Annotated in this window: 6 protein-coding genes; 4 read left to right on the top strand and 2 right to left on the bottom strand. The window is 44.1% G+C overall.

Annotation, left to right across the window (positions count from 1 at the left end; translation table 11 throughout):
* Positions 1 to 354 precede the first annotated feature (354 nt).
* From def to QZ918_RS07770, 4 genes are all read left to right on the top strand, one after another.
* Positions 355 to 888, top strand: coding sequence for a peptide deformylase (gene def / locus QZ918_RS07785; protein WP_293333100.1), 534 nt, complete (start codon positions 355 to 357; stop codon positions 886 to 888).
* A 54-nt stretch (positions 889 to 942) separates the two neighbouring features.
* Positions 943 to 1,512, top strand: a complete 570-nt coding sequence (locus tag QZ918_RS07780) for a TerD family protein (protein WP_293333163.1) — start codon at positions 943 to 945, stop codon at positions 1,510 to 1,512.
* 213 nt (positions 1,513 to 1,725) lie between these two features.
* Entirely contained in the window at positions 1,726 to 1,974 is a 249-nt protein-coding gene (locus tag QZ918_RS07775) for a VWA domain-containing protein (protein WP_293333097.1), read from the top strand.
* A gap of 30 nt (positions 1,975 to 2,004) precedes the next feature.
* Positions 2,005 to 2,604, top strand: a complete 600-nt coding sequence (locus QZ918_RS07770; protein ID WP_293333094.1) for a TerD family protein — start codon at positions 2,005 to 2,007, stop codon at positions 2,602 to 2,604.
* Positions 2,605 to 2,822: 218 nt separating this feature from the next.
* Here QZ918_RS07770 and sufD read toward each other — a convergent pair whose 3' ends face one another.
* The gene (gene sufD, locus QZ918_RS07765; protein ID WP_293333091.1) at positions 2,823 to 4,166 is read right to left on the bottom strand and encodes a Fe-S cluster assembly protein SufD; all 1,344 of its coding nucleotides are present in this window, start codon (positions 4,164 to 4,166) and stop codon (positions 2,823 to 2,825) included.
* A complete protein-coding gene (gene sufC, locus QZ918_RS07760) occupies positions 4,163 to 4,954 on the bottom strand; it encodes a Fe-S cluster assembly ATPase SufC (protein ID WP_293333088.1) in 792 nt (263 codons plus the stop codon). The genes sufD and sufC overlap by 4 nt, the downstream gene beginning before the upstream one ends.
* Positions 4,955 to 5,570: the final 616 nt, after the last annotated feature.

Raw genomic sequence — 5,570 nt, 5'->3', positions numbered from 1 at the left:
GTAGTAAGGACTTAAGTCCTTCTTTGTAAGGTTCGTAGTAAGGACTTAAGTCCTTCTTTATAAGGTTAGTAGTAAGGACTTAAGTCCTTCTTTGTAAGGTTCGTAGTAAGGACTTAAGTCCTTCTTTATAAGGTTAGTAGTAAGGACTTAAGTCCTTCTTTGTAAGGTTCGTAGTAAGGACTTAAGTCCTTCTTTGTAAGGTTGGTAGTAAGGACTTAAGTCCTTCTTTGTAAGGTTCGTAGTAAGGACTTAAGTCCTTCTTTGTAAGGTTCGTAGTAAGGACTTAAGTCCTTCTTTGTATGTAAAATTCTGCTGAGGACTGAAGTCCTCACTACAAACAAATAACCAATTAATATGTCAGAAATATTGCAAATTTCACAATTAGGAAATCCCGTACTGCGGCAACCGTCGCAAGTTGTCGAAAACGTGAAGGACGATCGCATTCAACAGCTAATCGACAACCTAATTGCTACCGTCCAACACGCGCACGGAGTGGGAATTGCAGCCCCTCAAGCTGCAATGTGCGATCGGCTGTTCATCGTCGCATCCCGTCCCAACCTGCGGTATCCCCAAGCGCCCCACATGGAACCGACAGCGATGATCAATCCCCGGATTGTCGCTGCATCGACAGAAACAGTTAAAGACTGGGAAGGCTGTTTGAGTATTCCGGGAATTCGGGGGTTGGTGCCCAGAAGCAGGGCGATCGAAATTGAATACACTTGTAGGGACGGCAAACTTCACCGACAAGAATTGACAGATTTTGTGGCCAGAATTTTTCAACACGAATATGACCATTTAGATGGCATCGTGTTTTTAGACAGGGTGGAAAGCACGACAGAACTGATGACAGAAGATGAGTATCAGCAGCAATTTGTCAAGCTCCTCTGATAATTGATATAATTGCGATCGGTAACATCAGTGATGTCGCGAACAGGAGAGCAAATGTCAATTAATTTGGATAAAGGCGGGAGAATCAATCTTTCTAAAGAAGCACCGGGGCTGAAAAATGCCGGGATCGGTTTAGGATGGGATCTCAACGCTACAGACACCGGAGGGGCATTTGACTTAGATGCTTCCGTGTTTATGCTGGGCGCTGCTGGTAAAATTCCCGGTGAAAAATACTTTGTTTTCTACAATAACAAAGAGTCGCCGGATAATTCTGTAAAACATCTAGGAGATAGCAGAACCGGAGAAGGAAGTGGCGATGATGAAACAGTTACAGTCGATTTAACCCAGGTAGATCCTGCGGTGCAAGAAATAGTGTTTGTGGTGACAATCCACGAAGCAGAATCGAGAAGGCAAAATTTCGGTCAAGTGCGGAATGCTTTTATCAGGATTTACGACACCTCTACTAATACAGAAGTCACGAAATACGACTTGGATGAGGATTTTTCTCGGGAGACTGCGGTGGAGTTTGGCAGACTTTACAAGAAAGATGGCGAGTGGAGGTTCCAAGCTGTCGGACAAGGTTACAATTCAGGCTTGCAAAGCTTTGTAGATAAGTACGCCTGATCGAAGGTCGATCGCTCTAAACTAGATTAGTTCGCGATCGCACTCCGAGACCAAGAAACCGGGTTTTTTGCAGTTTTAAGTGGTGACAACAAACTATTTTGGTCAAAAAACCCGGTTTCTGGCTGCCCATGCGTCCAATATTCCCCTGAATTCTAGTTTCTCGAACCTCAGATTAATCAGAGAAAAACAGATGAACCGATATTTTAGCAGTTTATGGCGATCGGCAAATCGCAGCAGGATGTCAAAAGTAAGGGGGTTCGCGGGTGGTTGGCCAGAAGCGCGGCCAGCGATTTTAGTTTTTTAGAACAGCTTGACGAATTGGGCGATCGCTACCTAGATAAAGCCGATTTCTTCAGTATAGAAGACCCGGAACATATTACCGATGAGGAATTATACGATTGGTTGACAGCAGAATATCCGCATTGGGTAAAATCAGCGCGTCTGGAAAATATCTTATCCTAGAAATAGCAAACCTTACAAAATAATCAAACTATGGCTATCAACTTGACAAAAGGACAATCGATCGTACTCAGCAAAAGCGAATTCGACTTATCTCGATTGACAATGGCCTTGGGCTGGGATGTAGCGAAAGCTAAAACAGGTATTTTCGGTAGAAGCAGCGGTGCAAATTTTGACTTAGATTCCTACGCTCTGCTGCTGGGAGAAAATGGCAAATTAAAAAACTACAAAGAAGATGTAATTTATTACTCTCATTTGGAGTCAAAGGACAAAACCGTGGTTCATTCCGGCGACAATCTCACGGGAGCTGGAGACGGAGACGACGAACAAATCTTTGTGAAATTGAGTTCTTTGCCAGTAGAATATCACAAAATTATCTTGGGTGTAAATATTTACGATGGGCCAGCAAGAAAACAGCATTTTGGCATGGTAGAAAACGCTTACGTAAGGGCTGTAGATGCAGCCGGAAAAGAAATCGCTCGCTATCGCTTGTCAAATGACCCTTCCTATGAAGGCAAAATAAATATGTTGATGGGAGAAGTTTATCGAGAAGGTGGCGAGTGGAAATTTAAGGCATTGGGAAATCCTTTGGCTGAAGATTTGAATGGTGTTGTCGGTTCGTTTATGCGGTGAGATCCAAAACTTCGGTTGTGTTGAAAAGATAATTCATTCTTTCATATAATGTCCGGTCAATTGACCGAAACAAGTAAGGTTCGTAGTGCGTCCTGGTGTCCGCATCCAGAAAGCGGACACCAGGACGCACTACGAACCTTTTTTCTGATGGTTATCGATTGGACATATGGGTAGGGACACAGCAATGCTGTGTCCTAATTTGTGTGCTAGCCAATTAGTTATTCTTGGACAGCTACACAGGTAGAAAGCATTTTCGCCACTCCAACAATCGGCAATTGATTGAGCATTTCCGCCGCAAAAGCATCAATCAGCAAATAGCGACTTCTTTCTAAATCTAAGCCGCGGCTTTGCAAGTAGAAAAGTTCATCATCTTCCAACTGGCTGACTGTTGCACCGTGGGAACATTTAACGTTATCCGCCACAATTTCTAACTGCGGTTTTGTATCTACCCGCGCCCTCGGCGAGAGCAACAAATTCCGGCTCAATTGTCCGGCATCTGTCAATTGTGCGGCTTTACGAACAAAAACTTTACCGTTAAATACTGCACGAGCTTTGTTACCGACAATGCACTTGTGCAATTGCCGGCTTGTGCCGTGGGGGTGATTGAAATCGATTAAACTGTGAGTGTCGGCTAACTGTTCGCCAAAGGCTACGGTTAAACCGTTTAAAGTTGTTTCGGTGCCTTCGCCGCGCTGAAATACTTCTAAATTGTGCCGCGATATTTTGCCGCCCAAGCTGATAGCATGACAAGTATAACGGCTGTTGCGGGATTGCTCGATCGCACTTTTGCCCACATGAACCACATCCAAACCTTCGCGTTGAAGCCGAACATGATTCACCGTGGCGTTTTCAGCGACAACAACATCCGTGACAGCATTCGTCAAAGCCGAGACATTACCAACAGTTGTGTAATCCTCAACAACAGTGACTTTGCTGCCAGCCTCAGCTACAATTAAGCAGTGCGGCTGACACATCGCCGGAGATGCACCTGGTGCAGTCACGAACAGCAAATGAATCGGAAGGTCGATCGACATATTAGCCGGTACGAACACCACCGCAGCATCCACCAAACCTGCTGTATTCAAGGCTGTAAACACTTCAGTTTGCTGTTTGTGCTTGCTCAAAATATCAGTGATGCGCGATCGATATTTTTCCGGTACGTTAGATAGATTACCAGCATAAAAGTCGATATGCAAATTCGGAACAACACCCGAATCCACCGTAGACAAATCCGGCGCATAAAAACCGTTAACAAATACCAATCTCAACGGTAAATCATCCCGATTTTTCACAGGCATAATAACATCAGCCAGCTTAACCGTTGACTGATTGCTCTGCGGTACATGAAAAGGAACTTGCAAAACCGGCGACAAATCAGTAAAGCGCCATTCCTCATCCCTCACCGTCGGAAAACTTGCAGCCAGAACATATTCAGTCGCCGCATCCCGCAAATCCTGCAACCCGTAAGCCGAACTTTCGCTATTAGCAACCTCCAACTTACCGCACTGATTCACCAAATCAGCCAAAAACATTTCCCTAGTAGCAACCTGCGTATTTATCATCGCGCGCCAACTCCTGCTGCTTCCTCTTCCACAACCCAGTCATAACCGCGCTCTTCCAATTCCAGCGCCAACTCTTTCGGGCCAGTTAAGATTATTCTGCCCGCTTCCATGACATGAATAAAATCAGGAATAATGTAATTCAACAACCGTTGATAGTGAGTAATCACCAACATCGAATTTTCAGCAGTTGACAACTGATTCACACCACCGGCGACAATTTTGAGAGCATCGATATCCAAACCAGAATCAGTCTCATCCAAAATAGCTAACTTCGGTTCCAAAAGCGCCATTTGCAAAATCTCATTGCGCTTTTTCTCACCGCCGGAAAAACCCTCATTGACACTTCGTCCCAAGAAAGCCGGATTCATCTTAACAACATCCAGCTTATCCTCGATTAAATCTTGGAAATCAAAAGCATCCAACTCTTCCAAACTGCGATGTTTGCGATGAGCATTGTAAGCCACGCGCAAAAAATCGACATTACTAACGCCCGGAATTTCCAAAGGATATTGGAAAGCCAGAAAAATGCCTGCTAAGGAACGTTCTTCCGGCGCTAATTCCAGGAGATTCTGTCCCAGGAAAGTAACTTCTCCACCCGTCACCGTATAAGCAGGATGGCCGGCTAATATTTTGGATAAAGTGCTTTTACCCGAACCGTTGGGGCCCATGATGGCGTGGATTTCACCCGATTTAATTTCCAGATTTAAACCTTTTAGGATTTGGGTATCTTCCACATTCGCAGTTAAATCGCGGATAGATAAAACCACTTGACTATTTTCAACAATCATCTCTTTTTTTCCTGACTCCTCTAATTTTTTCGTTTTGTTGCAATTCAACAATCTAGGTTCGTAGTAAGGACTTCAGTCCTTCTTAACTAGGTTCGTAGTAAGGACTTCAGTCCTTCTTAACTAGGTTCGTAGTAAGGACTTCAGTCCTTCTTCAATCTAGGTTCGTAGTAAGGACTTCAGTCCTTCTTCAATCTAGGTTCGTAGTGAGGACTTCAGTCCTTCTTCAATCTAGGTTCGTAGTAAGGACTTCAGTCCTTCTTCAATCTAGGTTCGTAGTGAGGACTTCAGTCCTTCTTCAATCTAGGATTCGCGCTACGCACCGAGAGTCCGATAAGTAGCGCGTCAAACCATTTTTTGCGTAACTCCTGAATTAGAAGGACTAAAGTCCTTACTACGAACCTAATTATTGCCTCTCGATCAGTTGGTAGTTAAGAGTTAGAAGGACTAAAGTCCTTACTACGAACCTAATTATTGCCTCTCGATCAGTTGGTAGTTAAGAGTTAGAAGGACTAAAGTCCTTACTACGAACCTAATTATTGCCTCTCGATCAGTTTGTAGTTAAGAGTTAGAAGGACTAAAGTCCTTACTACGAACCTAATTATTGCCTCTCGATCAG

The organism is Microcoleus sp. CAWBG58 (genome assembly GCF_020883045.1).
Lineage (GTDB): Bacteria > Cyanobacteriota > Cyanobacteriia > Cyanobacteriales > Microcoleaceae > Microcoleus.
Note: the sequence above shows the minus strand (reverse complement) of the source record. Positions and strands in the feature narration are given on the sequence as shown.